General features: G+C 61.2%; 28 protein-coding genes. 15 read left to right on the plus strand and 13 right to left on the minus strand.

Annotated elements, in window-relative coordinates; all coding sequences use genetic code 11:
- Positions 1-5: 5 nt before the first annotated feature.
- Positions 6-320, minus strand: a complete 315-nt coding sequence (locus tag GH983_RS09770; RefSeq protein WP_054149744.1) for a DUF1476 domain-containing protein — start codon at positions 318-320, stop codon at positions 6-8.
- Positions 321-563: 243 nt separating this feature from the next.
- Here GH983_RS09770 and purC point away from each other — a divergent pair, with 243 nt between their 5' ends.
- From purC to GH983_RS09795, 5 genes are all read left to right on the plus strand, one after another.
- Positions 564-1,328: a phosphoribosylaminoimidazolesuccinocarboxamide synthase gene (purC, locus tag GH983_RS09775; RefSeq protein ID WP_054149745.1), complete on the plus strand. Its 765-nt coding sequence runs from the start codon at positions 564-566 to the stop codon at positions 1,326-1,328.
- An 18-nt stretch (positions 1,329-1,346) separates the two neighbouring features.
- A complete protein-coding gene (purS, locus tag GH983_RS09780; protein ID WP_069041250.1) occupies positions 1,347-1,589 on the plus strand; it encodes a phosphoribosylformylglycinamidine synthase subunit PurS in 243 nt (80 codons plus the stop codon).
- Between the two features lie 19 nt (positions 1,590-1,608).
- Positions 1,609-1,866, plus strand: coding sequence for a hypothetical protein (locus tag GH983_RS09785; protein ID WP_069041249.1), 258 nt, complete (start codon positions 1,609-1,611; stop codon positions 1,864-1,866).
- Positions 1,863-2,534: a phosphoribosylformylglycinamidine synthase subunit PurQ gene (gene purQ / locus GH983_RS09790; RefSeq protein WP_153762297.1), complete on the plus strand. Its 672-nt coding sequence runs from the start codon at positions 1,863-1,865 to the stop codon at positions 2,532-2,534. The genes GH983_RS09785 and purQ overlap by 4 nt, the downstream gene beginning before the upstream one ends.
- Before the next feature lie 61 nt (positions 2,535-2,595).
- Positions 2,596-2,982, plus strand: coding sequence for a hypothetical protein (locus GH983_RS09795; RefSeq protein WP_153762298.1), 387 nt, complete (start codon positions 2,596-2,598; stop codon positions 2,980-2,982).
- Here the strand turns inward: GH983_RS09795 and GH983_RS09800 are convergent, their stop codons facing one another.
- Positions 2,983-3,192: a DUF1127 domain-containing protein gene (locus GH983_RS09800; protein ID WP_210251772.1), complete on the minus strand. Its 210-nt coding sequence runs from the start codon at positions 3,190-3,192 to the stop codon at positions 2,983-2,985.
- A 132-nt stretch (positions 3,193-3,324) separates the two neighbouring features.
- On the opposite strand from GH983_RS09800, the gene GH983_RS09805 reads away from it, so the two are divergent.
- The 3 genes from GH983_RS09805 (at position 3,325) to GH983_RS09815 (ending at position 7,462) form a co-directional block, all read left to right on the plus strand.
- On the plus strand, positions 3,325-4,743 hold the full coding sequence (locus GH983_RS09805; protein ID WP_153762299.1) for a PLP-dependent aminotransferase family protein: 1,419 nt from the start codon (positions 3,325-3,327) through the stop codon (positions 4,741-4,743).
- A gap of 148 nt (positions 4,744-4,891) precedes the next feature.
- Positions 4,892-7,114, plus strand: a complete 2,223-nt coding sequence (gene purL / locus GH983_RS09810) for a phosphoribosylformylglycinamidine synthase subunit PurL (RefSeq protein ID WP_153762300.1) — start codon at positions 4,892-4,894, stop codon at positions 7,112-7,114.
- A 114-nt stretch (positions 7,115-7,228) separates the two neighbouring features.
- Positions 7,229-7,462: a BolA/IbaG family iron-sulfur metabolism protein gene (locus GH983_RS09815; protein WP_054149753.1), complete on the plus strand. Its 234-nt coding sequence runs from the start codon at positions 7,229-7,231 to the stop codon at positions 7,460-7,462.
- A 58-nt stretch (positions 7,463-7,520) separates the two neighbouring features.
- On the opposite strand, the gene GH983_RS09820 is transcribed toward GH983_RS09815, so the two are convergent.
- On the minus strand, positions 7,521-8,678 hold the full coding sequence (locus GH983_RS09820) for a hypothetical protein (protein WP_153762301.1): 1,158 nt from the start codon (positions 8,676-8,678) through the stop codon (positions 7,521-7,523).
- 122 nt (positions 8,679-8,800) lie between these two features.
- Here GH983_RS09820 and GH983_RS09825 point away from each other — a divergent pair, with 122 nt between their 5' ends.
- From GH983_RS09825 to GH983_RS09835, 3 genes are all read left to right on the plus strand, one after another.
- Positions 8,801-9,031, plus strand: a complete 231-nt coding sequence (locus tag GH983_RS09825; protein ID WP_153762302.1) for a hypothetical protein — start codon at positions 8,801-8,803, stop codon at positions 9,029-9,031.
- Between the two features lie 107 nt (positions 9,032-9,138).
- Positions 9,139-9,471, plus strand: a complete 333-nt coding sequence (gene grxD / locus GH983_RS09830; RefSeq protein ID WP_054149756.1) for a Grx4 family monothiol glutaredoxin — start codon at positions 9,139-9,141, stop codon at positions 9,469-9,471.
- 130 nt (positions 9,472-9,601) lie between these two features.
- Positions 9,602-10,807 carry a multidrug effflux MFS transporter gene (locus GH983_RS09835; RefSeq protein ID WP_069041244.1) on the plus strand — a complete coding sequence of 402 codons (1,206 nt, stop codon included), beginning with the start codon at positions 9,602-9,604 and terminating at the stop codon, positions 10,805-10,807.
- A 55-nt stretch (positions 10,808-10,862) separates the two neighbouring features.
- On the opposite strand, the gene GH983_RS09840 is transcribed toward GH983_RS09835, so the two are convergent.
- The gene (locus GH983_RS09840) at positions 10,863-11,690 is read right to left on the minus strand and encodes an inositol monophosphatase family protein (RefSeq protein WP_054149758.1); all 828 of its coding nucleotides are present in this window, start codon (positions 11,688-11,690) and stop codon (positions 10,863-10,865) included.
- A gap of 179 nt (positions 11,691-11,869) precedes the next feature.
- Between GH983_RS09840 and GH983_RS09845 the strand changes: the two genes are divergently transcribed.
- Entirely contained in the window at positions 11,870-12,487 is a 618-nt protein-coding gene (locus GH983_RS09845; protein ID WP_054149759.1) for a thioesterase domain-containing protein, read from the plus strand.
- A 5-nt stretch (positions 12,488-12,492) separates the two neighbouring features.
- Here the strand turns inward: GH983_RS09845 and GH983_RS09850 are convergent, their stop codons facing one another.
- The 6 genes from GH983_RS09850 to rpsD form a co-directional block, all read right to left on the minus strand.
- Complete coding sequence (locus tag GH983_RS09850; RefSeq protein WP_054149760.1) at positions 12,493-13,074, minus strand: protein-S-isoprenylcysteine O-methyltransferase; 582 nt, start codon at positions 13,072-13,074, stop codon at positions 12,493-12,495.
- Entirely contained in the window at positions 13,071-14,276 is a 1,206-nt protein-coding gene (locus GH983_RS09855; protein ID WP_153762303.1) for an alpha/beta fold hydrolase, read from the minus strand. Before GH983_RS09855 ends, GH983_RS09850 begins: the two co-directional genes overlap by 4 nt.
- Positions 14,277-14,485: 209 nt before the next feature.
- A complete protein-coding gene (locus GH983_RS09860) occupies positions 14,486-15,316 on the minus strand; it encodes an inositol monophosphatase (protein ID WP_153762304.1) in 831 nt (276 codons plus the stop codon).
- A gap of 137 nt (positions 15,317-15,453) precedes the next feature.
- Entirely contained in the window at positions 15,454-16,353 is a 900-nt protein-coding gene (gene ttcA, locus GH983_RS09865; protein ID WP_153762305.1) for a tRNA 2-thiocytidine(32) synthetase TtcA, read from the minus strand.
- Between the two features lie 58 nt (positions 16,354-16,411).
- Complete coding sequence (locus GH983_RS09870; protein WP_069041242.1) at positions 16,412-17,338, minus strand: glutaminase; 927 nt, start codon at positions 17,336-17,338, stop codon at positions 16,412-16,414.
- Between the two features lie 113 nt (positions 17,339-17,451).
- Positions 17,452-18,069, minus strand: a complete 618-nt coding sequence (rpsD, locus tag GH983_RS09875) for a 30S ribosomal protein S4 (RefSeq protein WP_006726124.1) — start codon at positions 18,067-18,069, stop codon at positions 17,452-17,454.
- Between the two features lie 354 nt (positions 18,070-18,423).
- Between rpsD and GH983_RS09880 the strand changes: the two genes are divergently transcribed.
- Both GH983_RS09880 and pepT read left to right on the plus strand, forming a co-directional pair.
- Positions 18,424-19,245 carry a D-alanyl-D-alanine carboxypeptidase family protein gene (locus tag GH983_RS09880; RefSeq protein ID WP_153762306.1) on the plus strand — a complete coding sequence of 274 codons (822 nt, stop codon included), beginning with the start codon at positions 18,424-18,426 and terminating at the stop codon, positions 19,243-19,245.
- Positions 19,246-19,274: 29 nt separating this feature from the next.
- Positions 19,275-20,510: a peptidase T gene (gene pepT / locus GH983_RS09885; protein ID WP_153762307.1), complete on the plus strand. Its 1,236-nt coding sequence runs from the start codon at positions 19,275-19,277 to the stop codon at positions 20,508-20,510.
- Positions 20,511-20,537: 27 nt separating this feature from the next.
- Here the strand turns inward: pepT and GH983_RS09890 are convergent, their stop codons facing one another.
- Together GH983_RS09890 and GH983_RS09895 are read right to left on the minus strand one after the other, a co-directional pair.
- A complete protein-coding gene (locus tag GH983_RS09890; RefSeq protein ID WP_194842812.1) occupies positions 20,538-22,058 on the minus strand; it encodes an ATP-binding protein in 1,521 nt (506 codons plus the stop codon).
- Between the two features lie 100 nt (positions 22,059-22,158).
- Positions 22,159-23,295, minus strand: coding sequence for an MFS transporter (locus GH983_RS09895; protein ID WP_153762309.1), 1,137 nt, complete (start codon positions 23,293-23,295; stop codon positions 22,159-22,161).
- A gap of 248 nt (positions 23,296-23,543) precedes the next feature.
- Between GH983_RS09895 and GH983_RS09900 the strand changes: the two genes are divergently transcribed.
- Positions 23,544-23,837 carry a hypothetical protein gene (locus GH983_RS09900; protein WP_153762310.1) on the plus strand — a complete coding sequence of 98 codons (294 nt, stop codon included), beginning with the start codon at positions 23,544-23,546 and terminating at the stop codon, positions 23,835-23,837.
- A gap of 244 nt (positions 23,838-24,081) precedes the next feature.
- On the opposite strand, the gene GH983_RS09905 is transcribed toward GH983_RS09900, so the two are convergent.
- Positions 24,082-25,308 (minus strand): hemolysin family protein, encoded by a 1,227-nt coding sequence (locus GH983_RS09905; RefSeq protein ID WP_054149793.1) that lies wholly within the window; start codon positions 25,306-25,308, stop codon positions 24,082-24,084.
- Positions 25,309-25,364 lie beyond the last annotated feature (56 nt).

Consider the following 25,364-nt stretch of genomic DNA (forward strand, 5'->3'; position numbering starts at 1 on the left):
TTTGATCAGCTGTTCTGGATCTGGTCGATGGCCTGACCGAGGAACTCGACCATTTTCGTGCGCAGCTCTTCGTCGGTGATCGACACGCCACCGGCCGTCAGATCACCCATGACCTTGCGGATCACGTCCTCGTCGCCAGCCTCTTCGAAATCGGCAGCGATGACTTCCTTCGCATAGGCGTCCGGGTCGGTCTTGCCGAGCAGGCCGGCTGCCCACAGACCCACCAGCTTGTTGCGGCGGGCTTCCGCCTTGAAGCGAAGCTCCTGGTCGTGTGCGAACTTGTTTTCGAAGGCCTTTTCGCGATCACTGATGCCGCTCATATCGATCTCCCATTTTGTGCCGCCATCGTGCGGTTTCGTTTCCCCATTAATCAAAAGGGAGTACAAAGTGCAATGCAAACTTCCGCGAGTCCGGATGAGTCGTTGGCAGCGCGACGTTTTGGCAGGAAGGGGTGATCTGCGCATTGTGAAAACGAAGGTTTTCCGTTAAGGGACCGCTTCAAAGACCGATCCACTGCATCCGCGCCAGGCGCGCCGGGATGCCAACAATAGAGAAAACCACCCATGAACCGTCGCCGCCGCGTTTACGAGGGCAAGGCAAAGATCCTCTATGAAGGTCCCGAGCCCGGCACGCTGATCCAGTTCTTCAAGGACGATGCAACGGCATTCAACAAGAAGAAGCATGAAGTCATCGACGGGAAAGGCGTTCTGAACAACCGCATCTCCGAATACGTCTTCACGCATCTGAACAAGATTGGCATCCCGACCCATTTCATTCGCCGCATGAACATGCGCGAGCAGCTGATCAAGGAAGTCGAGATCATCCCGCTCGAGATCGTCGTGCGCAATGTCGCCGCCGGCTCGCTCTCGACCCGCCTCGGCATCGAGGAAGGCATCGTGCTGCCGCGCTCGATCATCGAGTTCTATTACAAGTCGGACGCGCTCGGTGACCCCATGGTCTCCGAAGAGCACATCACGGCATTTGGCTGGGCGAACCCTGCAGAGCTCGACGACATCATGGCGCTCGCCATCCGCGTCAACGACTTCCTCTCAGGCCTCTTCCTCGGGATCGGCATCCAGCTCGTCGACTTCAAGATCGAATGCGGCCGCCTCTATGAAGGCGACATGATGCGCATCATCCTGGCCGATGAAATCTCGCCGGACAGCTGCCGTCTGTGGGACATCGAGACCCGCGAGAAGCTCGACAAGGACCGCTTCCGCCAGGATCTGGGTGGGCTGCTTGAAGCCTATCAGGAAGTCGCCCGTCGTCTCGGCATCATGAATGAAAACGAACCGGTGCGCGGCACTGGCCCGGTTCTCGTCAAGTAAGCTTTGGAGAAGAGATCAGTGATCAAGGCACGCGTCACCGTAACCCTGAAAAACGGCGTACTTGACCCTCAGGGCAAGGCCATCGAAGGCGCGCTCGGCGCGCTCGGCTTTGACGGCGTTGGCCAGATCCGCCAGGGCAAGGTCTTCGATCTCGAGCTTGCAGGCGAAGACAAGGCCAAGGCTGAAAGCGACCTGAAGGCGATGTGCGAGAAGCTCCTCGCCAACACGGTCATCGAGAACTATACTATCTCCATCGCCTGAGGGTTGTAGGAGATGCGCGATGGCTGACGTCACCAGCGAATTGATGTTTGAGCTTCTGAAGAAGCTCCATCAGAGATTTGACAAGGTGGACTTTGCCATCAGCGAGTTGCGCGCGGATAATCAGACAATGCGCGCGCAACTGCATGCGCTGCAGGGCGACGTCAACAACCTGCGCGCAACCGTCGGACACTTCGAAAGCCGGTTAGACCGGATCGACAATCGTCTGGAACTGCGCGAGTTCCAGGAAGCCCAAGCAAGGTTCGAGCCACAGCCATGAAATCAGCCGTCGTCCAGCTCCCAGGCCTCAACCGTGACCGCGACATGATCGCGGCCCTCACCAAGATCTCCGGCCACGCGCCTGTGACGATCTGGCAGACCGAGACCGAGATCCCGGATGTCGACCTGATCGTCATCCCCGGCGGCTTCTCCTATGGCGACTATCTGCGCTGCGGCGCGATTGCCGCCCGCATGCCCGTGATGCAGGCGATCAAGGAAAAGGCCGAGAAGGGCGTCAAGGTTATCGGCGTCTGCAACGGCTTCCAGATCCTGGTCGAAGCCGGCATGCTGCCGGGCGCCCTGATGCGCAACACTTCGCTGAAGTTCGTCTGCAAGGAAATCAAGCTGGAAGTGGTGAACGCCGATACCGACTTCACCCGCGCCTATGCCAAGGGCCAGATCATCCGCTGCCCGGTCGCGCACCACGACGGCAACTACTTCGCCGATGCCGAGACGCTGAAGACGATCGAGGGCAATGGCCAGGTGGTGTTCCGCTATGCCGACGGCACCAATCCGAACGGCTCGATGAACGACATCGCCGGTGTCATCAACGCACGCGGCAACGTTCTCGGCATGATGCCACACCCGGAAAACCTGATCGAGGCTGCCCACGGCGGCAATGACGGTCGCGGCATCTTCGCCTCGGCGCTCGACGTCATCGCGGCCTGAAGTAAGCTTCGCTTAACCACGGATATATAAGGGAAGGCGGCAGTCAGCCGAAAGTTTGCCCATGCGCCGCCTCGCCTTCTCCGTTGTCCTCCTTGCAGCAGCCGGCCTTGCCGCCTGCAAGCCCGAGGCACCACGCCCACCGGCAAGCGGTCAGTCTGCCCTCGACATCATGGAAAGGGTCGCGGTCGCTGCGAACCGCTGCTGGTTCAAGTCCGGGGACGCCGCGTTCAAGACCTACCAGCTTTCCCCTGAACTCAGCTCTTTCTCCGGTCGTCCACGGATCCTTTTGGTGCGCAAGGGATCACGCGACGACCGCCCCGTGCTGGTGGTTCAGGCGGAAGGAAAGCCCCCTCGCCTTGACGCATTCGGCCCACTCCTGAACGAGGATGTCGCGCCGCGGATTCGCCAGGACGTCGTTCGATGGGCCAACGGCAGGAATGACTGCTGATCACATGGGCGGCTGAAAACACCGATCGATCAAAAGCAGCCGCGACTTCCTGATTTCCCGCTCGGCCATATCAGGCGACAGTCCGACATCGCGCAATTGCTCTTCCGTCAATTGCGAAAGCTGCACACGCGTCTTCCGCACCCGCCACCACAGCTTGAGCATTCTGGCAAGACTGCTCAATGGCGACGACGCCTCGTTGCGGATCGGCAAAGCGATCTTTTGACGGGAGTCGCTCGACGGCATTGTATCTATTGTCACCATGGCGGCAAATCCTGGTTTTTCTCTTCTAGGAATTCTCTATGAATTGACTGGAAGAGGGTGACAATCTATAGAATTGTCCTCATGACAAATTGGCTCCCCTCACTCGATACCGGCACTGGTCCGCTTTACATACGCATTGCGGATGATGCGGAAAGCGCCATAAAATCAGGCACCCTCCCCCATGGAGCGAAGCTGCCGCCGCAGCGCGATCTCGCCTATGATGTTGGGGTGACAATAGGGACAATCTCGCGCGCCTACGCTTTGCTTCGAGAGCGCGGACTGGTGACCGGCGAGGTTGGCCGCGGCACCTATGTCCAGGCGAGCAGCGGCGGCAACGAGCTTTCGGCCCGCGACCCGGTGACGATCAATTATGGCGGCACCCGGGCGATGGTTCCGCCGCCGGGCAAACTGCGCTTCGACACCACGGCGGCGATAGACGTCGGTCAGGCCGAGACGGTCGGCCGGATCATGGCGGAGATCGCCACGGCCCATCCGGGCGAGATTTCGAGCTATACCCGCACACTCTCTCCCGATTGGCTGGAGGCGGGTCGGCAATGGCTCGCTTCGGGTAGCTGGCAGCCGGAGGCCGAGCAGGTCCTGCCGCAGCTTGGCGTGCATGCTGGCATCAATGCCGTTGTCGCCGCAGTCAGCGGCGCCGGTGACCGGATCGTCTGCGAGCACCTCACCTATTCGCAGGTGTCGCGCAGCGCCAACCTCATGGGCCGCCAGATCGCGCTGGTCGATTCGGATCAGGACGGCATTCTTCCCGAGGATTTCGAACGCGTCTGCGCCCGCGAACACCCCAAGGCAGCCTTCATCATGTCCTCGGGCCAGAACCCGACGCTCGCCTGCCTGCCGCTCTCCCGCCGTAAGGACATCGTCGACATCGCCCGCAAGTACAATGTCTGGCTGATCGAGGATTATCTCTATGGTGGCATGATCGCAGACGAGATCCCGCTTTTGGCGGAACTGGCACCTGACCGGACATTCCTGCTCAACGGCTTGTCGAAATGCGTGGCGGCCGGCGTGCGCGGCGGCTGGGTGGCCTGTCCGCCGCATATGAGCCAGCGCGTGCGCGTGACCCAGAAGATGGTAAGCGGCGGTCTGCCTTTTCTGCTCGCCGAACTCTCGGCCCGGCTGGTGCTGTCGGGTGCCGCCGCCGAAATACGCGGCAAGGTGCTCGCCGAGATCGGCGAACGGGAGACCGTGGTCCGCGAGCTTTTTGCCGGCAAGGATTTCCGCTCCCATCCGCGCCTGCCCTTCTTCTGGCTGAAGCTTCCCGAACCCTGGATGTCCGGCACATTCAAGCAGGCCGTGCTCGATGCAGACGTGCTGATCGACGATGAGGACGAGTTCAAGCCAGCCCGCTCTTCGCGGGTCTATCACCATGTCCGCGTTGGCTTCAGCGAGGGCCGGGATCGCGCCATATCGATCGAAGGCCTCAAGACGGTCCGCCGCATCCTCGACCAGTCGCCGCTCGGCACCAGCGCCATCGTCTGACGGTCGGGAACACAGAGGGCATATGCCTCCCGAAACCGGCAGGAAAGGCTTGATTACGCGCATTTTCCAGGTGCGCCGGGCGCAGGCTTGGGTTATAGCCTGCCTCGAAACCGATCTCCCACCGATCTCCCGTTGCCCTGAGAGCCAGATGACCGTTTCCAACTCCCGTCCCATCACCGCAGAATTGATCGCAAGCCACGGCCTGAAGCCGGACGAATACGATCGCATCCTGAACCTGATCGGACGCGAGCCGACCTTCACCGAGCTCGGCATCTTCTCGGCGATGTGGAACGAGCACTGCTCGTACAAGTCCTCGAAGAAGTGGCTGAAGACACTGCCGACCAAGGGTCCGCGTGTCATCCAGGGTCCTGGCGAAAACGCGGGTGTCGTCGATATCGATGACGGTGACGTCGTGGTCTTCAAGATGGAGAGCCACAACCACCCGTCCTACATTGAGCCCTATCAGGGCGCGGCAACCGGCGTCGGCGGCATCCTGCGCGACGTCTTCACCATGGGCGCCCGTCCGGTCGCCGCCATGAACGCCCTGCGCTTCGGCGCGCCTGATCATCCGAAGACCAAACATCTGGTGGCCGGCGTCGTGGCCGGTGTCGGCGGTTACGGCAATTCCTTCGGCGTGCCGACGGTCGGCGGTGAAGTCGAATTCGACGCGCGCTACAACGGCAACATCCTGGTGAACGCATTCGCCGCTGGCCTCGCCAAGGCAGACGGCATCTTCCTCTCGGAAGCCAAGGGCGTCGGCCTTCCCGTCGTTTATCTCGGCGCAAAGACCGGCCGCGACGGCGTTGGCGGTGCGACCATGGCGTCGGCGGAATTCGACGAATCGATCGAAGAGAAGCGCCCGACCGTGCAGGTCGGCGACCCCTTCACCGAGAAGTGCCTGCTCGAAGCCTGCCTTGAGCTGATGAAGACTGGCGCCGTCATCGCCATCCAGGACATGGGTGCGGCCGGCCTGACCTGCTCGGCTGTCGAAATGGGCGCCAAGGGCGACCTCGGCATCGAGCTGCATCTCGACAAGGTGCCGGTGCGCGAACAGCGCATGACGGCCTATGAAATGATGCTGTCGGAAAGCCAGGAGCGCATGCTCATGGTACTCGAACCCTCCAAGGAAGAAGTCGCCAAGGCGATCTTCGTCAAATGGGGCCTCGATTTCGCGATCGTCGGCTACACCACCGACGACCTGCGCTTCCGCGTTCTGCACCAGGGCGAGGAAGTCGCAAACCTGCCGATCAAGGAACTCGGCGACGAAGCCCCGGAATACGACCGTCCGTGGATCGAGCCGAAGACGCCTGCCCCGCTTGCCGAAAACGACATCCCGGCCGGCGACGTCGCAGACGCCCTGCTGAAGCTCGTCGGCTCCGCCAACAACTCCTCGCGTCGCTGGGTCTATGAGCAGTATGACACGCTGATCCAGGGCAATTCCCTGCAGCTGCCGGGCGGCGATGCCGGCGTCATCCGCGTCGAAGGCCATGCCTCCAAGGCGCTCGCCTTCTCCTCGGACGTTACCCCGCGTTACGTCGAGGCGGATCCTTTCGAAGGCGGCAAGCAGGCGGTTGCCGAATGCTGGCGCAACATCACTGCGACCGGTGCCCTCCCGCTCGCCGCGACCGACAACCTGAACTTCGGCAATCCTGAGCGCCCTGAAATCATGGGCCAGCTCGTCTTCGCCATCAAAGGCATCGGCGAAGCCTGCCTTGCGCTCGACTTCCCGATCGTCTCGGGCAATGTCTCGCTCTACAACGAGACGAATGGCCAAGGCATTCTGCCGACACCGACGATTGCCGGCGTCGGCTTGATGAAGGACTGGAAGAAGATGGCCCGCATCCGCTTCGCCGCTCAGGGCGAGGCGATCCTACTGGCCGGCGCTCCGTCCGGCTGGGGCTTGCATCTCGGCCAGTCCGTCTATCTGCGCGACATCCATGGCCGCACCGATGGCCCTGCCCCGCATGTCGATCTCGCGCATGAAAAGAAGGTCGGCGATTTCGTCCGCGGCCTGATCCAGGACGGTCTTGCGACTGCGGTACACGACTGCTCTTCGGGCGGCCTTGGCCTGGCCGTAGCCGAAATGGCCATGGCCTCCGGCATCGGTGCGCATATCAACGCCTTGAACGATGCGAACCCGATCGCCGTCTTCTATGGCGAAGACCAGGGCCGCTATGTCCTGACAGTCACCGAAGCCAATGTCGATCAGGTCCAGGTCCGCGCCGAAGCCGCAGGCGTCTTCTGCCCCTGGATCGGCCGCACTGGCGGTTCGAACGTCGTGCTCGGCGATGCCAAGCCTGTCGCGGTCGAGGACCTCAAGACGGCCCACGAAGCCTGGTTCCCGGCGCTTATGGACGGCGAACTGGCCTGAAGCCTGCGATCACATGCCTGTGGAGCATGGGGTAGGCGCTGCCTGCCCCATTGAATCGCTTCTGCGAATGCACGATAGTTCTCGCATAGCTGATTTGCATGAGGGATCCATTACATGCCGATGAAACCAGGCGACATCGAAGACATGATCAAGGCCGGCATTCCGGGAGCCAAGGTCGTTATCCGTGACCTCGCGGGAGACGGCGATCACTATGCCGCCGAGGTCGTCGCCGAAGCCTTCCGGGGCAAGAGCCGCGTCCAGCAGCACCAGATGGTCTACGACGCATTGAAGGGCAATATGGGCGGTGTGCTGCATGCGCTGGCATTGCAGACGAGCATCCCTGATTGATTTAAGCCGACCCGATCGAGACACTGCCAAAGGCCTGCCCTATCAGTGGCGGGCCTTTTTATATTGCGAAGGCTTCGAGTTTCGGGGGCTTTGCCGATTCCAGCGCTTCGAACGAACGCGCCTGCAACGGTCCCGCCGTCATCAGCGTGAAGTCGAAACCGCTCGGCTGATCCGGTCCCAGCACATATTGCCGGTGCATTCTCAAGAAGTCGCGGCGGTTCTTCTGATAGCGCTCCGCAGAGAGCGCATGCTTGAAGCGGATAAAGACAAGCTTGGGCTGCGGCGCGTTTGCATGTCCCGACAGCGCAACGGTGTGGCATTTATAGAGATGGATCGGGTCCGTGAGACACTGGATATCGAACCAGTCGACGGATGGATGGCGCGCGAGCGCGCCGATCCGTTGCCTGAGGACGGACGCAGACGACAGAAGGCTGCACTGCAGGGCGGCACCGCCCAAGGTAACGAAGACGAGCCGTCGCCCTTGGAGCGCGCCTGGAGACCTTTCGAGAAGCCGGGCCACCACGGAGATGGCGAAATTCGCACCCATGCTATGGGATGTAACAAGAATTTCGTCAGCTGGGCCTTCCAAGGCAGAAGCCGCCTCGTCTGCTGCCCGTTCGATGAAGGCATCGATCTCTCGGCGATTTTCCGCGACCGCCACAGCGAGGCGCCAGTCTGCGAGCAGATGCAGGACGTGGTACCGGTCCGAAAACGGAATGACCCCGTGGCGGAAGACGAGATAGCCGGCAGGAAGTGCCAGCAGGAACCACCAGGCGGAGAGCTCGAAGGTAGAGGGAATGGCCGCGATGTTCACCGCAAGCGCGAGGCCCGCGGCCACGAACAGGAAGGGGAAAAGAAAGAACAGACCAAAGCGCCAGGCGTTGCGGAAATAGCGCCAGGCACCGCCCTGCCGCACCACGTCAAAGCCCGCCTTGAAGCCTTTCGCAATCTGCATCCAGAGCGGCTCTGCCCGCATGGCCGAAATCAGGGCATTATGGTCGAAGACATGGATCTGCGACCGGACCGCATAACTGTCCCCATGGGCATTCACCGCGAAATGTGCACCCTGCCCGTCAACCACGAGGTCCCCGACATTAAATCGCACCTGCCAGACGGCCGAGGCTTGCGCTGACGAACGCTTGTAGCGCTGTCGATGGGCTTCGGCGTCGAGGGGTTCGAAGCCCGGAAAATGCAGCACGATGCGGCTTTGGATCATTGAGACGGTCACTTGATAGACGGCTCGCCGCCGCAGGTGGCGCTTGCTAGACGAGAATTGCGCTGATTTAAAGAGCAGAGGGAACAAAAACCCGGTGAATTCGAGGGCGTGGGGGAGTAAAGATGGCGGATCTGATCGGCAACATCGTCAAGGACGTCGTAGAGGGCGTGCTGAAGGAGATTCTCAAGAAGTCGACCCGCAAGGGCACCACGCGCAGGCGCAAGCGCCAGGCGCGCTCCGCGACCACGGGCCGCTATGTCCGCAAGACGACGAAACGTGTCAAAGCCCCTGCCCGCAAGCAAGTGAGCCGTCGCCGCACGGCTGCCAAGCGCAGCCGCCAACGCAGCCGTTAATTCCGGCGCTGTCACAAAGAGGCCACTGGCAAAAGTAAAGCCGTGTTGCTATTTCTACGGCAGATCGAAGCTGCCGCCTTGAACGGCATGTGAAAAGGAAGAATGCTATGAGCGCCCACGAATTCATCGACAACGAAGTCAAGACCAACGATGTCGTCCTGTTCATGAAGGGCAGCCCGCAGTTTCCGCAGTGTGGTTTCTCCGGTCAGGTTGTTCAGATTCTTGACTACCTCGGCGTGGACTACAAGGGCGTGAACGTGCTGGCCGACATGGAAATCCGCGAAGGAATCAAGCAGTATTCCAACTGGCCGACGATCCCGCAGCTCTACATCAAGGGTGAGTTTGTCGGCGGTTGTGATATCGTTCGCGAGATGTTCCAGGCGGGCGAACTGCAGAAGCATTTCGAAGATCAGGGCATCGCCGTCCGCGGCGCTGCCTGACAACATCAGCCGCAAGGCTTCAAAAAATCTCCAGGCATGAAGGCGTTGTCCCAAGCAACGCCTTCATGCCGTTCTAAGGTCATTATTCATGTCAGATTCATTACAGTCCCCTCCCAAGACACTTGGGGGAATGGGACGTGCCGAATTCATAGCGCTGATGGCATTCCTCATGGCGCTCAACGCGCTTGCGATCGACATCATGCTGCCGGGTCTCCAGGAAATTGGCGCGGCTCTGAATGTCGAAAACGAAAATCATCGCCAGTATGTCGTTTCCGCCTACCTGATCGGATTCGGCTTCGCCCAGCTCTTTTACGGCCCGATCGCCGACCGCTTCGGGCGGCGCATTCCGATGATCATCGGCCTGGCGATCTACGTCGTGTCGTCGCTTGCCGTCGTCTTTGTTCCCTCCTTCGAATCACTGCTGATCCTGCGCTTCATCCAGGGCATCGGCTCGGCTGCAACCCGCGTCATCACGGTCTCGATTGTCCGTGACGTTTTCGGTGGCCGCCAGATGGCGGAAGTCATGTCGCTGATCATGATGGTCTTCATGGTCATTCCGGTCGTCGCTCCCGGCACAGGTCAGGTGATCATGCTGTTCGGCGACTGGCACTGGATCTTCGTCTTCATGGCGGTAATCGCGGTGATCGTCGGCGTGTGGATGTATGTCCGCCTGCCGGAGACGCTGGCGCCCGCAGATGTCCGTCCTTTCACCGTGAAGGTGATCTTCGACGGCTTCCGCATCGTCCTCACCGACCGTGTGGCGCTGTGTTACACCATCGCCAGCACCTTCATCTTCGGCGCGCTGTTCGGCTTCATCAATTCCGCCCAACAGGTCTATGTCGGCATTTATGGTCTGGGCGTCTGGTTCCCGGTCGCCTTCGCGGCAGTGGCCCTGTTCATGGCACTGTCGTCCTTCGTCAATGCCAAGCTGGTCGGCCGCTTCGGGATGCGCAAGCTCTCGCATGGCTCGCTGCTCGGCTTCATCGCGATCAACCTGATCTGGCTGGTGGTGCAGGTACTCGGCCCCCAGCCGATGCCCTTCTTCCTGTTCATCACCTTCTTCTCGCTGGCGATGTTCCAGTTCGGCTGGATCGGTTCGAACTTCAACTCGCTGGCCATGGAGCCCCTCGGCCATGTCGCGGGCACCGCGTCGTCGGTTCTAGGCTTCATGGGCACGATCGGCGGCTCGATCATCGGCGCGGCCATTGGCCAGGCTTTCGATGGCACCGCACTGCCGATGGTCACAGGCTTCTTCGTGGTCTCGGTGATCGGTCTGATCTTCGTGCTGATCGGCGAGAAGGGTCGGCTGTTCCAGGCCCACAACAAGCCGGTCTGATCCAAGACACCTCAGAAAAGCGAAAGGCCCGGTCATCGCCGGGCCTTTTTCCTGATCAGTCGACGGTGAAGATGCGTTCGCGCAACTCCTGCCAGGCGTCGGCATCGGAGGCCACGAGCAGTCCGCCCGACGTATGATGCGGCAGGTAGGGCGAACCATCGAAGCGCGCGACATGGGCGCCCGCCTCCTGCATCATCAGCGCGCCGGCGAGGTGGTCCCAGGGCATCAGCTTGTTGTACATGGCAAAATCCATATGCCCCTGGCCGAGCAGCCGGTATTCATGGGCGGCACAGCGATAGCTGGTGAAGAGACGGACCTCTGCGAGATTGGACAGGATCTTTCGGCGAGTCTCGATATCGAAGAAACCGGTATTGGCGATCCCGATCATCTGTTCGAGCGGGCCGCTGGGCCGCACCTGCATCTGCTCCTGGCTGCCATCTGGCCGATAGATCCAGGCACCCGATCCCTTCTCTACCAGCGCCCAGTCGTTACCGATCGGGTCGTAGATGACGCCGCCGATGGTTTCGCCCTTGGACACCACGGCGAGGATCATGCCGAACAGTGTTAGCCCCGATGCGAAGTTGAAGGTCCCGTCGATCGGATCGACCACGACGGCAAGCTCGGCGCCCTTCAGTCGATCGAGAAGCGCCGGATCGGCCGCGACCGATTCCTCGCCGACGAACAGGGCATCAGGCATGATAGCCTCGATCCCCTTGCGGATGACACGCTCGGCAGCCTCGTCCGCTTCTGTCACCAGGTCGATCGCTTCGGTCTTCATCCTGACATCACCGTCGCCGAGATTGCGGAAGCGCGGCAGGATCTCTTCGACGGCAGCCTCCTGCAGGAGATTTGCAAGGGCGGCGATATCGATGGTCGCGGTCATGAGTGGCCTTTCTGATCCGTGAAAGAGAGGCGCGAAATCTGGCGCCGTCCGGGGTGCGCCCGTTCTAGCCTGCCGACAAGGGCGAAGTACAGGGCCGATGGCCCGGCATGTCGGTTGTCAGGCTCGTCAAATCATGCATGAATCCGAAAGCACTCCATTTTCGAGGATGTCCTTCAGACATGATTTCCAGGCGCACCCTCCTCTCCCACGCATCTCTCTTTCTCGCAGCCTCCGTACTGCCCGCCGAAGCCGCAAAGCCCCGAAAGCCGCAGCAGCCGAATGGCCAGGTTTACCTGTTTCGCGGATTTGCCGATATTTTCTCGACGGGTCTGAATACCCTGGGGCAGCAGCTGAAGGCGGATGGCGTCAACGCGCAGGTGATGTCTCTCCCGAATGCTCAGACCTTTGCACGCAGGATTGCCGATCGCTACCGCGCCTCGAAGGGTGCCCGCCCGATAGTCTTGGTCGGGCATTCGCTCGGGGCCGACATGACCTTTTCAGTTGCACGCGCCTTGCAGCCAATGAAGATCCCGGTCGCTCTGATCCTGAGCTTCGATCCGACCGGCAAGGGGCCGGTGCCCGCCAACGTCAAGAAGACGCTAAACTTCTACACCGGTGGCGAAAACCTCTGGTCACCCGTCCTGCCCGCGCCCGGCTTCAAGGGCGAACTCGCCAACATCAACCTGCGCCAGGGCGAAACGGCGATCAGTGGCATCGGCCATTTCAACATCGACAAGAACCCGAAGCTGCACGAGCGGTCGATCAAGGAAATCAAGCAGGCGCTTCGTCGTCGCTGAGGCGCTCAGAATATGCCGGGAACCAGCCGCTTGGTGCGGGCGCAATAGGCGTCGTATTCGGCGCCGAAGGTGTCCCGCATCATCGCCTCCTCGCGCGACTGACGGACGGCATAGAGGGCAAAGACGGCGACCAGTCCGGCAAGGCCTGCAATCCAGTTGGGAATGAGCAGCGCCTGGGTCACGCCCCAGAGCAGGAAGGAGGCATACATCGGGTGACGCACATAGGCGTAGACACCGCCGGTGACCAGCTGGTGTCCTTCGCGCACTTCCAGCGTCACCGACCAGTTCTTGCCGAGATCCTTGTGGCTGCGGCGGAAGAGCCAGAGAAAGGCGATCCCGGAGAGCGTCCCGAGGACAAGGGTCACCCCCCCCTGCCCGCGATCGGCCAGCCCTCCAAGGACTTCCAGCCGCCAGAGAACCGGCATCACAACCAGCCCGAACGTGCAGAAGACGAGCAATGAAATGTCGAGCGGCGTGCGCTTGTCGACCGCCGTCTTCTGCCGCCGCGCCCGACGCATAGCCGGATAACGCATGCCGCACCAGGTCACCAGCATCAGGGCCCAGAGGATGAAGGAAATGCGGATCATGAAGTCGCCTCTACCGTCTTGCCTGCCTCTGCCGATAGCGGCAGCCTATCGCCTCTTACGGCTTCGATCGGCCGGGTGCCACAGCAGATCATGAAGAAATCGTAGAAATACGGGCGGCTATTGGCCGAAATAAACTGATAGTGAACGCGGAAGAAGTTCTTCTTCACGCGCTTGTAGGCGTCGCGTTCGAGCATGTCGCGAATGCGCACCTGGAACTGCCGCGGGAACTGATCAGCCCGCTGATGATTGAGGCCAGCACGGGTGTAAGGATCGCATTTGTAGAAGTTGATGATGTCCGTCAGCGCCTGGAACTCCGTCCAGCGGATGCAGTGATGACGGGCAAGTGCCTCCAGGCGGGCACGTGCCCGTGATGCTGCGGGGTGCAGAGCAACCTTGAGCGATGTCGAGCCGACAGTGACCAGCTGGAAGTCGACGGGCCTGCCCTCAGCCAGCAGCCTCTCGGCCAGTTGGTGAGCGACATCGAGGATGAGAGCGCCACCTGTCGAATGCCCGACAAGCAGGACTTCGTCATAGGCCGATTGCGCCATGCGCTGCGAAATCAACGCGGCCCAGGCATCGATCCGCTGATCCATGCCGGGGCGCCGGCAATGGAGGTGCTCGCGGCTGAACGACCAGAGATCCATGAGATGGTAGACGAAATAGCGGCGGCCGACAGAACGCCCGAGAGCATAGATGACAGCAAGGCCGGCAAGTCCCGGCAGAAGCGGGTCACCGGGAAGCCCGATCCAGTCCACGAGACGGTAAGCGATCGTCCCGAACCAGACGAACAGCCCCAGCATGACCAGCGGATAGAGGAAATAGAGTGCGAAGCGCCAGTTGGTGGCAAAGAAGCGGAACATCGTTCCAGAGACGACATAGTCGATGAACGCAATGAGATAGGCAAAGAGCCGCGAGATGAACGGTCTGGCCCCATCATGCTTGACGATATCGTCGAAACTCAAAAAAGTGATCTCGGATCGGCAGGCACCGTCGGGCCCGCGATAATCGGCCACCGCAGTCATTGCCATGGTGCCGGTCGCTTCGACCGGTACCCCCAGCTTGGCTTCGACCGACCAGCACTTGCAGAAGCGCTCCATTTCGCGGCCGATGCGCCGAAAGAAGCCTGCAGCATCGTTGCGTTCATATCCTCCGACGAGAAACACGGCACGTCTCGACACCGAAGGCTGAGCGACCTCAGACATTCCTACTCCTACGCACTGCTCGAAACCTAGAGCAAGGCTCAAGGATCTTCGTTGACCCGCAATGTGCAAGAAGGCTCCGACACAGTCCAGCCAAAGTCACAAGCACTTCCGGAAATACTGACATTTCCTGTGTCTTGTTTGCGACAGACCTGGGACCTGCCGATCGAGCCACCCGGAGGCAGCCCGCCAACGACCCATCGCAAATCGTCCTAGCTCGCAAGAACCACTCTCGACAGGATCATCTCCCAGCTATCGGCATCCGGTGCACTGAGAATGCCACCGGTCGTTTGCCCGGGCAGATAAGGCGAGCCGTCAAACCTCCTCGTCACGCCACCGGCTTCCTCATGCAGAAGAACGCCAGCAAGATGATCCCACGGCATCAGCTTGTGGTGCCCGATGAAGTGAACCTTGCCGGTTGCGACAAGCCAGTATTCGTAGGCCGAGCAGTTATAGGCAAAGGCCATCCTGGTTTGCGCCAGATTGCCGGCGATACGCCGACGCTCTTCCTGACCGATGTCATTGATCGATATCGTGCCCACCATCATCGAAAGTTCCGTCGCCGCGGCAACCCGGATCGCGGCCACAGTGCCGTCGGCCCTCAGCCAGCGCGCGCCCGCACCCTTGCTCGCGACCAGCGTGTCAGCGAGCACGCAGTCATGGATCAATGCCGCGATCGTCTCGCCCCTTTTGACCACGGCAAGGTTAGTCCCGAAGACCGGCAAACCAGCCTGAAAATTGAAGGTCCCGTCCACGGGGTCGATGACAAACGCCAGGTCTGCATCGGGCAGAGCGGATACGAGCGCCGGATTGCTTTCACAGGCCTCCTCTCCGACGACCAGCGCCTCCGGCCATCGCTTTAGAATCTCTGCAGTGAGATAGGCCTCGGTCTTGAGATCCGCATCGGTTACAAGATCGATCGAGGACTTCTTTTCGACGATATCGGGCGCATCGAAGCGGCGGAACCTCGGAAGGATTTCCCTCTGCCCGGCCGTCCTGACAAGGTCGAGGATATCGAAGAGATCACTGTCGCGAAAAATCATGCACTTGGTCCGTCTTGCACTGCCTGGACGCCAGAATGACAGACATACGTCGAGCTCTCGCGGATCGCCACTTGGCATTCCTTGGAGCCCTTGCATGAAGATCTGTCTTGGGGTCTTGAGGTTGAAGGTGGTCGTTCTTAGCCGTCCGTCTGTGACGGCGTCATGACAGCGAGCCCGGCAAAATCGAAGAGCTTCGGGTCGAGCAGATGCGAGGGATCGACATGGGCAAGCGCGCGCAGCATCGCATCCTTGCGACCGGGCATCTTCGCTTCGATACCAGCCAGCATCTCCTTCATCGCATTGCGCTGCAGACCGTCCTGCGATCCGCAGAGGTCGCAGGGAATGATCGGGAATTCCATGGCCTGCGCAAAACGCGCCATGTCCTCTTCCGCGGCGTAAGCCAGCGGACGCAGCACGAAGAGATCCTTCTCGTCGTTCAACAGCTTGGCCGGCATGGCCGAGAGGCGGCCGCCATGGAAGAAGTTCATGAAGAAGGTTTCGAGAATGTCCTCGCGGTGATGGCCGAGCACCAGCGCATCGCAACCTTCTTCGCGGGCGATCCGGTAGAGATTGCCGCGTCTCAGCCGAGAACAGAGCGAGCAATAGGTCCCGCCGCTGGGGACCTTCTCCTTCACGATCGAATAGGTATCGCGATACTCGATGCGATGTTTCACACCGATTGAGGCTAGATATTCGGGCAGGACATGCTTGGGAAAATTCGGCTGCCCCTGGTCGAGGTTGCAGGCGATCAGTTCGACCGGCAGCAGGCCACGCCATTGCAGATCGAGCAGGATCGCCAGCAGGCCGTAGCTGTCCTTGCCTCCCGACAGACCGACCAGCCACCGCTTCTGACCTTTGAGCATGTCGAAGTCAGACATTGCCTGGCGCACCTGGCGGATCAGCCGCTTGCGCAGCTTGTTGAACGAGACCGAGCGCGGTGCCCTAGTGAAGACCGGATGCACCGTCGAGAGATCAAGCTCGTCCTCGCTTTCAAGCGCGGCGGCATTCTGACTGTCGATCATGTTGACGAGGTTCATCTTCGGCTCCGGCCTCGGCGGCTGTTCGGCTCTCCAATGCCCTTTGCGACCGGCAAGATCAAGTCCCGAAGACGGACCAGCCCGTGCGGGTGGCGAGCATTTCAAGCGCTGCCGAGCCGAGCGCCGAATTGCCGACCTTGTTCAGCCCGGGCGACCAGACGGCGATCGACGCCTTGCCCGGAGCAACGGCAAGGATGCCACCGCCGACGCCCGACTTGCCCGGCAGACCGACATGATAGGCGAAATCGCCCGAGCCGTCGTAATGGCCGCACATCAGCATCAAGGCGTTGATGCGGCGCGCCCGCTTCGGCGAGACGACAGAAAAGCCGCTCAGCGGATTGGTGCCGCGATTGGCGAGAAACAAGCCTGCATGGGAAAGCTGGACGCAGGACAGCGCCAGCGCGCATTGGTGGAAATAGACCCCGAGCGTGTGTTCGACCGGATGCTGCAGATTGCCGAAGCCGCGCATGAAATTGGCGAGCGCAAAATTGCGGTAACCGGTGCGCTGCTCCGACTGGGCCACCTTCTCGTCGATCGACAGCGTCTCGTCATCGGCGAGATAGCGCATGAAGCGCAGATATTCGCCGATGGCCTCGCGCGGTGCATGGCCGGCAAGCACCATGTCGGTGACGACGATCGCACCGGCATTGATGAAGGGGTTACGCGGGATGCCGTGCTCGTGTTCGAGCTGGACGATGGAATTGAAAGAGGAGCCGGACGGCTCGCGCCCCACCCGCTTCCAGATCGATTCGCCCGCCTTGCCGAGCGCCAGCGTCAGCATGAAGACCTTGGAAATGCTCTGGATCGAAAAGGCCGTATCGGCATGGCCGGCCTTGAAGGTTTTCCCGTCGACGGTGGTGATCGCGATCCCGAACTGCTTCGGATCGACACGCGCGAGCTCGGGAATGTAGTCGGCCACCTTGCCCTCGCCAAGGCGCGGTTCGAGCGCACTGACAATCTCGTCGGCGATCAGCTGCAGATCCATGTCGTTCCCCTTACCCGCGTTCGTACCCCGTCATCTTTCCCGGTGAACGCTGCACTGCAAACAGAAAAAGCCGCCCCGAAGGGCGGCTTTCCACAAATCCGTCTCGCGGGCAATTAGCGCGAGTAGAATTCGACGACCAGGTTCGGTTCCATGATGACCGCATACGGAACATCCGAAAGGCCAGGAACGCGAACGAAGGTGGCAACCATCTTGTTGTGGTCGACTTCGATGTAGTCAGGAACGTCACGCTCAGCGAGCGATACGGATTCCAGAACCGTGACCATCTGCTTCGACTTCTGGCGAACTTCGATGACGTCGCCGGCCTTGCAGCGGTACGAACCGATGTTGACGCGAACGCCGTTGACGGTGACGTGGCCGTGGTTGACGAACTGGCGGGCAGCAAAGACCGTCGGTACGAACTTGGCGCGGTAGACGATGGCGTCCAGACGCGACTCGAGCAGGCCGATCAGGTTTTCGCCGGTGTCACCCTTGCGACGGTTGGCTTCGTCGTAGGTGGCGCGGAACTGCTTCTCGCGGATATCGCCGTAGTAGCCCTTGAGCTTCTGCTTGGCGCGCAGCTGCACGCCGAAGTCCGAAAGCTTACCCTTGCGGCGCTGGCCGTGCTGGCCCGGGCCGTATTCGCGGCGGTTCACCGGGGACTTCGGACGGCCCCAGATGTTTTCGCCCATACGGCGGTCAATTTTGTACTTGGAAGATGCGCGCTTGCTCATCCGTATTTCCTCTCAACAGGTTACAGCGGTTTGTTACCAAGCCGCTTAAGGAAACACGCCCTCCTCTGAGCCTCCGTTTCCGAGGCTCCGACAGGATTCTCACGTCAGCGAACGGAGAAAACCACGGGACATGTCAAAACAAACACCGGGCGTTTCGGCCCGGCGTTGGGGCGTCATTAGTGGGGTGCGTGAGAAATGTCAACACGTTATCAGGAGCGTGTGTGACGAAAGAGTGACTGCAGCATTGGCCCATTCTATGGCGGAAAACCGGGCGATAGCGCCTGCAAAGGCTGACAGAGGCAGAGAAGTTCGCTATCCCCCATACCATCCTCCATGAAAGAAGTCTCTTCCTCGATGATGACAGACCTGTCCCGCCGTATCCTGCTCGCCCTCGCTGTAACGCTTTCGATGTCTGCGCCGGCAGCGGCCGAAGTCCAGAAACCCGGTCATGCCCATATCCTGATCGACGCTGGCACCGGTGCGATCCTCGAGGCTGAGAATGCCGATATGGTTCTCTATCCGGCATCGCTGACGAAGATGATGACGCTCTATCTGACCTTCGAGGCTTTGCATTCCGGACGATTGAAGTGGGCCGAGCGCCTCGTGATGTCCGAGAATGCAAACGGCAAGGAGCCCTACAAGTTCGCAGTCGGAGCCGGCAACACGATCAGCGTGCAGGAAGCGGTCATGGGCATGGTCGTGCTTTCGACGAATGACGCAGCAACCGCGGTTGCCGAATCGCTGGCAGGCTCCGAGGAAGCCTTTGGCCAGATGATGACGTCGAAAGCCCGCGAGCTCGGCATGACCAGCACGGTCTTTACCAATCCCTCAGGCCTGCCCGACCCGCGTCAGGTGACGACAGCTACCGACATGGCGCGTCTGGGTCTGGCGCTGCTGCGGGACTTCCCCGAAGAGTACAAGCTGTTCGCCTCGCGCGGCATGACCTTCCGCAGCATGAAATTTCGCGGTCACAACGCCTTCCTGGTGCAGTATCCGGGCGCCGAAGGGATCAAGACCGGCTTCACCAATGCCTCGGGCTACAACATCGTGACATCGGCAAGCCAGGGTGACCGCCGCCTGATCGGCGTGGTTCTGGGTGCTGACAGCGCCAATGCTCGCACGCAGGAAATGATCACGCTGTTCGGCCGTCACTTCGGAACCAAAGCCAGCCAGTGACGGCAGGAAGCCCCAAGAAAGCCATTGCCATGACCGACACCGTTCTCGACCGCTTCCTCCGCTATGTCGTCATCGACACCCAGTCCGATCCGGCCTCCGACAGCCAGCCCTCGACGGAAAAGCAGAAGGATCTCGGGCGCGTTTTGGTCACCGAACTCCTGGCGCTTGGTCTCACCGACGCCCATCTCGACGAACACGGCAATGTCTATGCGACGATCCCGTCCAACACGGCCAGGGACGTGCCGGTCATCTGCTTCTGCAGCCACATGGACACGGCGCCCGACTTCACCGGCACGAACGTCAAGCCGCAGCTGGTGCGCAACTACCAGGGCGGCGACATCACGCTGACCGGCGACACCAGCCAGGTGATCCGCGTCGCCTCCCATCCGCAGTTGAAGAACCAGATCGGCAACGACATCGTCACCACCGACGGCACGACGCTGCTCGGCGCGGACGACAAGGCAGGTGTGGCCGAGATCATGACGGCAGCCGCTCATCTCATGGCCAACCCCGACATCAGGCACGGCACGATCAAGATCCTCTTCACGACAGATGAGGAAATCGGCCGTGGCGCCGACAAGGTCGACCTTGAGAAGCTCGGCGCCCGCTTCGCCTATACGCTCGATGGCTCGACGGTCGGCGAGATCGAAAACGAGACCTTTTCCGCCGATGGTGTGGCGATCGAGATCACCGGCGTCGCCATGCATCCAGGCTATGCCAAGGGCAAGATGGAGAACGCCATCAAGGCCGCAAGCGACATCGTCGCCCGCCTGCCGCGTGACATCGCACCGGAGACCACCGACGGACGCCAGGGCTTCATCCACCCGGTCGACATCTCCGGCAGCATGGAAAGCGCCAGACTGCAGCTCATTATCAGAGACTTCACTGAAGTCGGCCTGGAAGAGAAGGAAGAGCTACTGGAGAAGATCACCCAGGAGGTCATGGCAACCTATCCGGGCTCGAACCACACGCTCACGGTCAGGCACCAGTATCGCAACATGCGGCAAGTCCTCGACCGCCATCCGGAGATCATGGACAATCTCGAGGAAGCCGTGCGCCGCGTCGGACTGGAACCCGTCCGCCACAGCATTCGTGGCGGCACCGACGGCTCGCGCCTCTCCTTCATGGGCCTGCCCTGCCCCAACATCTACACCGGCGGCCACGCCTATCACTCACCGCTCGAATGGGTGAGCGTTCAGGACATGGAAAAGGCCGTGGAGACGATTGTCGCTCTCGTCCGGGTCTGGGAAGAGCGGGCGGCCTAAGCCACCCGGTAAAGAGCCGCCAGGCTCTCACTCGGCAGCCGATGGCGTCCGCTCCTCGGCATCCACCTGGTTCGGATCGCCGGGCTGCGTCTCGGCTTCGAGATCAGGGAAGGCGACGATGCGCTTGCCGGAAAAGTCGGTGTGCACGACGACCAGCCCCTGCTCCTCGAAATAGCCGAGAAGACGCCGGGCACGGCGCGCCGAATGGGTGCCGTAGGCTCTCGCAATGCGTTGGTCCGAGGGGCACTCCTCATTGCGAAGCGCCGCCTTGGCAAGCAGCAGGAACACGCCCTGCAAATCGTCGGAAACGCGGACGGACAGCGACAGTGCCGTCTGCCAGCCCTCGCTCGCCGCTGTCTCCTCGTCCACACCGGCACGGGCGATTGCGACACGACGGCGGAATTCTCCCATCGGCATGGGCGGGCCGGACACGCGGCGCATGCGGGCGCGCACCAGGAACTCCTGGTAGAGCACGCTGTCGGTCCGGTAAGCGGCCTGCGGATCGCCGAGGATTTCGGCAAGCACGGCGGATAGCCGGTCCTCACGCTCCTCGGCCGACATTTCCGCGCCACGGCTGGGCGTCTCACTCGAGGAGGGAGCCAGTGAAGCCGGCGTCGAGCGGGAGAGTTCGGCCAGAATATCCGTCGTCGGACGCGGCGCCGGTGGTGCACGCCGCACGATCGGTCGTGTGAACTCTTCCGGGTCCGGCGTGAAGATCAGGTCTTCGACATCCTGTGGCGCATCCGGCAGTGGCATGAGCATGGGCGATGACGAACGCGCCGAAGTTTCTACCGCCCCAATGACGATCGGCAGCGGACGACGCGACATGGCAGGACCAAGCGCCACGAAATTGCCGCGCTGCAGATCGCGGAACATCTCCGCCTGGCGACGGTCCATGCCGAGCAGGTCGGCTGCACGCGCCATGTCGATATCGAGGAAGGTGCGGCCCATCAGGAAGTTGGAGGCTTCGGCCGCAACGTTCTTCGCAAGCTTTGCCAGACGCTGCGTCGCGATGACACCCGCAAGCCCTCGCTTACGGCCGCGGCACATCAGGTTGGTCATCGCGCCGAGCGACATCTTGCGCGCGTCTTCCGAGACGTCACCGCCGACGGCCGGTGCAAACATCTGCGCTTCGTCGACGACGACCAGCACCGGATACCAGAATTCGCGATCGGCATCAAAGAGACCGTTCAGGAAGGCGCCGGCGGCGCGCATCTGCTGCTCGACATCGAGACCTTCCAGCGTCAGCACGCAGGAAACACGGTGGCGGCGGATGCGGTCGGCGATACCGGCAAGTTCGGCTTCAGTGCGCTCGCCATCCACGACCACATGGCCATACTTGTCGGAAAGCGTGACGAAGTCACCCTCGGGGTCGATGATCACCTGCTGCACCCACTGGGCAGACTGCTCCAACAGGCGGCGCAGCAGATGCGACTTGCCCGAGCCCGAATTGCCCTGCACCAAAAGGCGCGTGGCGAGAAGCTCCTCGATATCGAGCTTGGCAGGCTGTCCCCCCTGCACCGTTCCCATATCGATTCCGACCTTCAATGACGGCATCCTCAAATCATGTGTTGATCTCAAGTCCCTAACAGACTTGCACGCTTGCGTGTGGGGCGCATCCGCGAAACCCACAGGGAACTGCGCGTTCTCAGGCGCCCCGGCGCGGACGCAACAGTCCTGCAAGCAGAATGCTGAGTAGCAGTGCCGGCAGCAGCGTGGCAAGCCCGCTACGCAGATCGAGCACCTCGGCGACGAAACCGATCATTGGCGGCCCAACCAGGAAGCCGAGAAGCGCAATGAAGCTCAAGATCGCAACATTCTCGGCCGCCGGACGGTCGCCGAGATCGGCGGCCGCCGTGACCGCGAGCGGGAACCCGACTGAGACGCCGAGCCCGACGCAGGCGAGCCCCAGATATACCAGCGGCGTGACCGGCGCCATGACGACCAGCACCATGCCGGAAAGCGCGAATACGAGGCAGACCCGCGCAAGCATGACCGAACCGAACCGCTCCTTTGCACCATCACCGACAAATCGCCCGACCGAGACCATCAGGGCGAAGACGACGTAACCCATGCCGGTTGCCATGCCGGACGTCGCGAACACATCCTTGAGGTAGACGGCGGACCAGTCGGCCACCGCCCCTTCCGTCATCGTGATGCCAAAGACGAAGAGACTGATGCCGAGAATACCGGGGCTTGGGCGCCGCCACGACGAGCGAGGCTGCGCTTCGGTCACGGGAGCCTCGTGGACTGGCAGTGCGCGACAAACCATCACTGAAATCGGGACCAGAACGAGCGACAGCAGACCGATCGCCACGAAGGACGATGTCTGAAACGCAAGGAAACCGGCACCGACGAGGCTACCCATCATGATGCCGAGGCTCCAGAAACCGTGGCAACGGTTCATGATCGACGCCGTGCCGCGCTTTTCGATCACATCCGCCTCGACATTGAGCCCGAGTTCGATCGTCGAAAGGCCGATCCCGAGAAGCACGAGCAGGAAGAACAGCGAGGCGAGACCGGGGGCAGCCACAGGCAGCGGCACGAGCGCCAGAAACACCGGAAACCCGAAGATCAGCGTGTTGCGGCTACCAACACGCCCAACCAATTGCCCGGCAAAGGGCAGCATCAAGAGGATACCGGTAGGCAGTCCGAGCAATGCCATGGCGAGTTCGGCAGGGCCGAGCGACAGCCGCTCCTGAACGCCGGGGATCTGCGGCAGCCAGCTGCCAAAGGCAATCGGCTGCAAGAAGAAGGCTACCATGATGGTGAGTTTGGGGGACATCAACGAACCGGAGGGAGGTATGGCAGGGAATCACGTGGATCCCAACTGTCAGCGAGCGGCACCGGTTTGGAAAGAAGACCACTGCGTCGACTGGTCTTCTTGCCGGCAAAAGAGGAATAACGGCTCAGTCGCCTGAACCGTTATTCCTTGCCTCAGACACGGAAATCCCAGAGGACGAGGCTTCTCGGTCTCCTCCACGCCTCGTCCTCTTCCGGGAGCCCGATGTCGCGCCGCAGCTGGGGCGACAGATGAGACGCCAGATTGCGGATCTGCCGCCGCCTCCAGCTCGCCCCGACCAGAGCGGCCAACAGCCGCCAGGAGCCGAAACGCTCAAGAAGTTCGTCCATCCGCTCGGCCAGCGGCAATTCAACTATGGATTGATTTTTGTGCATGACTTGTCCGTCCCGGAAACGCGGATGCGCCCAGGTCCTTTCGATGATGAAAAGCGACGTGATGCAGACACGCGAACGCATTCATACGCGCAGGCGGCAAGTCACGTCAGATGGTGGAAAAACGCCGAAAAAGGCAGGGAAAATGACTGATCAGACAGTCATCGGGTGTAGCGGCAGGTCGCAGAAAATCCCACGAAAGCCGGTGACACCGATCCGCCAGAGAGGCGCATACGCATGAAAAATTGAGTCATCTGTCGCCTCCTGTTGTTTGTGTTGCGGATGCTGGGAACATGCCACGCCAAAAAGCGCGCCGCAAGCGCGCAATTCGAGATTGCAGAACTTGCGGCGAGCCGTTGCACTTATGCAACAAATTGTCGCAGGGCGTCCGTCGACTTTAAACCTCGACGGCGCGGGAAACGAGGAGCTTGTCGATCCGGCGGCCATCGAGGTCAATCACCTCGAAACGCCAGTCGCCCTTGACGAAACTCTCGCCGAGTTCGGGGATCCGCTTCAATTCGTCCAGTACGAAGCCGGCAACGGTCGTGTAATCCGGATCCGGATCGATCGGCACACGGATGATGTCGATGAACTCGTCGACGGGGGTCCAGCCGGCCACCAGATAGGAGCCGTCCTCGCGCTGCACCATCGCCTGCTCTTCCGTCTCGTCCTGACTGAAGGCACCGGTAATGGCTTCGAGAATGTCGCCGGAAGTGATGATGCCTTCGAAATGGCCGTATTCGTCATAGACGAGGACCATATGCAGAGCGGTACGGCGCAGGGATTCGATGATGTCGGACGCCTTGGCCAGATCAGAGACTACGGGCACTTCGCTGATGAGGTCCGGCAGATTGAGAGCGCCGCCTTCGGCAATCTGCTCGTACAGTTTCCTGGTGAAGAGCACGCCGACAATCTCGTCGGAATCGCCACTGCGCACCGGGATGCGCGAATGGGGGATCTCGCGCAGCTTCAGGCGGACTTCCTCCACCGTGTCCCCGATATCGAGGATCTGCACGTCGCGACGCGGCGTCATCAGGCCACGTGCCTGCCGATCGGCGAGCCGCATGACGCCAGAGAGCATGGCGGATTCGCTGGTTTCGATGACACCGGCGCTGTGGGCCTCGGCCAACACTGTACGGATTTCCTCATCCGTCACCTTGCCACCTCCAGCACCACTCTGTCCGAGAAGGGCAAGCACCAGCTTGCCCGACCCGTCCAGCAGCCAGACGAGCGGCGCAGCAACCCTCGATAGGACCGACATCGCGATGGCGACACGTGCAGCAACACCTTCGGCGTTGCGCAGTGCGACCTGTTTCGGGACCAGTTCGCCGACGATCAGCGACAGATAGGTGATGAGAACGACCACCGTACCGACGCCGAGCGCATCGGAGACGACAATTGAAAACCCCTGCAACTGCAGCCAGCTGGAAAGCCGCGCACCGAGCGTGGCGCCCGAGAAAGCGCCGGACAGGACGCCGACGAGCGTGATGCCGATCTGCACGGTGGACAGAAAACGACCGGGGTCACTCTGAAGCTTGAGCGCCGTTTCGGCTCCCCGGCTGCCCTGTTCCGCAAGCACCTTGAGGCGCGCAGGACGGGCAGAAACGACCGCAAGCTCCGACATGGCGAGAACGCCGTTGAGCACGGTCAGAAAGAGAACAATCGCAATTTCGGTAAACA

Origin of the sequence: Agrobacterium sp. MA01 (assembly GCF_009650195.1) — a bacterium.
Taxonomy (GTDB): domain Bacteria; phylum Pseudomonadota; class Alphaproteobacteria; order Rhizobiales; family Rhizobiaceae; genus Allorhizobium.